The sequence below is a fragment of the Methylobacterium sp. M6A4_1b genome (assembly GCF_053345175.1).
The window spans coordinates 1-2477 of sequence record NZ_JBKEZQ010000076.1 but is presented as its reverse complement, the minus strand read 5'-3'; the positions used below and the strand labels follow the sequence as shown (position 1 = coordinate 2477).

General features: G+C 64.5%; 1 protein-coding gene and 3 pseudogenes. 3 read left to right on the top strand and 1 reads right to left on the bottom strand.

Features of this window, described 5'->3' with window-relative positions:
• A pseudogene (locus tag ACLBWX_RS23110) lies at positions 1 to 310 on the bottom strand (transposase); the annotation flags it as partial.
• Between ACLBWX_RS23110 and ACLBWX_RS23105 the strand changes: the two are divergent.
• From ACLBWX_RS23105 to ACLBWX_RS23095, 3 genes and pseudogenes are all read left to right on the top strand, one after another.
• Positions 213 to 560: pseudogene (locus tag ACLBWX_RS23105) on the top strand (transposase); the annotation flags it as partial. The pseudogenes ACLBWX_RS23110 and ACLBWX_RS23105 overlap by 98 nt on opposite strands.
• An 849-nt stretch (positions 561 to 1409) precedes the next feature.
• Positions 1410 to 1876: pseudogene (locus ACLBWX_RS23100) on the top strand (transposase); the annotation flags it as partial.
• Positions 1877 to 1942: 66 nt separating this feature from the next.
• Positions 1943 to 2477: transposase (locus ACLBWX_RS23095; protein ID WP_447678298.1), on the top strand; the 535-nt coding region annotated here is incomplete at its 3' end.

Below are 2477 nucleotides of genomic sequence, written 5' to 3'. Positions count from 1 at the left end.
TCCTGAACTTGGTGCACGAGTTCGCGTCGCCGAGCAGGCGTCAGAGCTTTTTTTGCGAGCACGTGCCTCACAGGATGTGCTTGTCGAGGCTCAGATCGGCCACGAGCTGCTTGAGCTTGCGGTTCTCGTCCTCGAGCTGCTTCAGCCGCCGCAACTCGCCCGTGCCCAGGCCGCCGTAGAGCTTCTTCCAGCGGTAGAATGTCTGCTCGGAGATGCCCATCCGGTGCAGCACCTCCGCAACCGGTGTACCAGTCTCGGCCTGCTTCAGCGCGAAGGCGATCTGCTCTTCGGTGAATCTGCTCTTCTTCACGGCTCTGCTCCTCCCATCAGGGTCTCACACAACCGGAAAACTCGCACTCACGCCGGACCAAAGCGATGGGGAGACGTCAGTGATCCTGCAGACGCTCTACACGCTGTCGGACGACGCGACAGAGTTCCAGATTCGGGACAGGCTGTCGTTCATGCGCTTCCTCGGTTTGGGGTTCGAGGATGCGGTGCCCGACGCCAAGACGGTGTGGCTGTTCCGGGAGCACCTGACCCGGGCCGGCGCGATCGAGGAGCTGTTTGCCGCCTTCGACGCCTGGCTGAAGGCCAAGGGGTATCTCGCGATGTCGGGGCAGATCATCGACGCCTCGATCATCGACGCCCCGCGCCAGCGCAACACCGATGCGGAGAAGGCGGCTCTGAAGGAAGGCCGGATCCCGGAAGCGTGGGCGACCAAGCCGAAGAAGCTCGCACAAAAGGATCGCGATGCTCGCTGGACCCTGAAACGGGCCAAGGCACGGCCCGCAAAGGCGGCCGGCACGAAAGCCAAAGTTGAAATCACCATCCCGGTGTTCGGGTACAAGACGCACGTCTCGATTGATCGCAGGCACGGCTTCGTCCGCCGCTTCACCGTGACCAGCGCGTCCGCCCATGTCGGGGCACAACTGGCCAACGTCCTCGACCCGACCAACACGGCGAGCGACGTCTCTCGCCGACACCGCCTACCGCTCCAAGGCCAACGAAGCCCATCTCGCCAAAAACGGCCGCCGCTCGAAGATCCACTTCCGGAGACAGTCTGGGCTCGATCTGACGCCGTCGCAGCGCAAGGCCAACCAGGCCCGCTCCAAGGTGCACTCGGCGGTCGAGACGGTGTTCGCCGGCCAGAAGCACCGCTTCGGCCTGTTCGTGCGCACCATCGGCTTGGCCCGAGCCCGGACCAAGATCGGGCTCGCCAACCTCGCCTACAACCTCAAGCGCTTCCTCTGGATCGACGGCCGGCCAGTGGCGGCTTGAGGCAACCTCGGGATGGGCCCCTGAGCCCGCTCACGACCATCGTCAGCCTGCCAGAACGCCGGTCGGATCAAGTCAGAGCCGCGAGCGGCATCGAATCGACGGCCAAAACCGCCCGACTGCATAGTTCTTCGAGGTGTCCGATCGGCGGTCCAAACGAGGTCTGGGTCATGGACTTTATGTCCGACCCCTGTTCGACGGACGTCCGTTCCGGATCCTGACCGTTGTCGATTGCCACACGCGAGAGGCGCTCTCGCTCACATCGAGAGCCAACGTCCGCGCCTTCCAGGTCACCGAGGCGCGCTCGAAGCCCTGGTTCGGCTGCGGGAGCAGCCCAAGAGCCTGCGGGTCGACAATGGACCAGAGTTCGCCGGGCGCATGCTCGACCAGTGGACCTACCTGAATGGAGTCGAGACCGACTTCTCACAACCGGGCAAGCCGACCGACAACGGCAACACTCAAGTCGTTCAACGGCCGCCTACGGGCGGAGCGCCTGAACGCCTTGTGGTTCCTGTCGCTGGCCGATGCCTGCGAGCGCATCGAGGACTGGAAGTGCCACTACAACGAAGATCGACCCCACACGGCCCTAGCAGGGTGTTGAAGAAGTCCGTGGCGTGCCAGGGGTTGGCATGATTCACTGCTCCCTGGCAGTAAACGGGGAAGGCAGATGCGGGGCTCGGATCGGCGTTCGGGGGCGTTGTTCTCGTATGTGGACCTGGAAGCTCGGGTCCGGTCCGATCATCCTCTGCGGGCCATCCGGCAACTGACGGACGAGGCGCTGGTGGCCCTGAGCGGGTCGTTCTCGGCACTCTATGCGACTCGGATGGGTCGTCCGTCGATCCCGCCCGAGATGCTGCTGCGGGCTATGCTCCTGCAGGCGTTCTACTCGATCCGCTCGGAGCGGCAGCTGATGGAGCGGCTGGAGTTCGACCTGTTGTTCCGCTGGTTCGTAGGGCTGGGCATCGACGATCAGGCCTGGGATCATTCGAGCTTCACCCGGAACCGGGACCGGCTCCTGGCCGGTGAGATCGCGGCCCAGTTCCTGGCCGCCGTGCTGGCCCGGCCCCGGGTCAGGCGGCTTCTGTCCAGCGACCACTTCAGCGTCGATGGCACGCTGATCGAGGCCTGGGCGTCGATCAAGAGCTTCAAGCCCAAGGATCAGGGCGGCAACGATCAAGGGAAAGATCCGCCGCCGCCGTCCG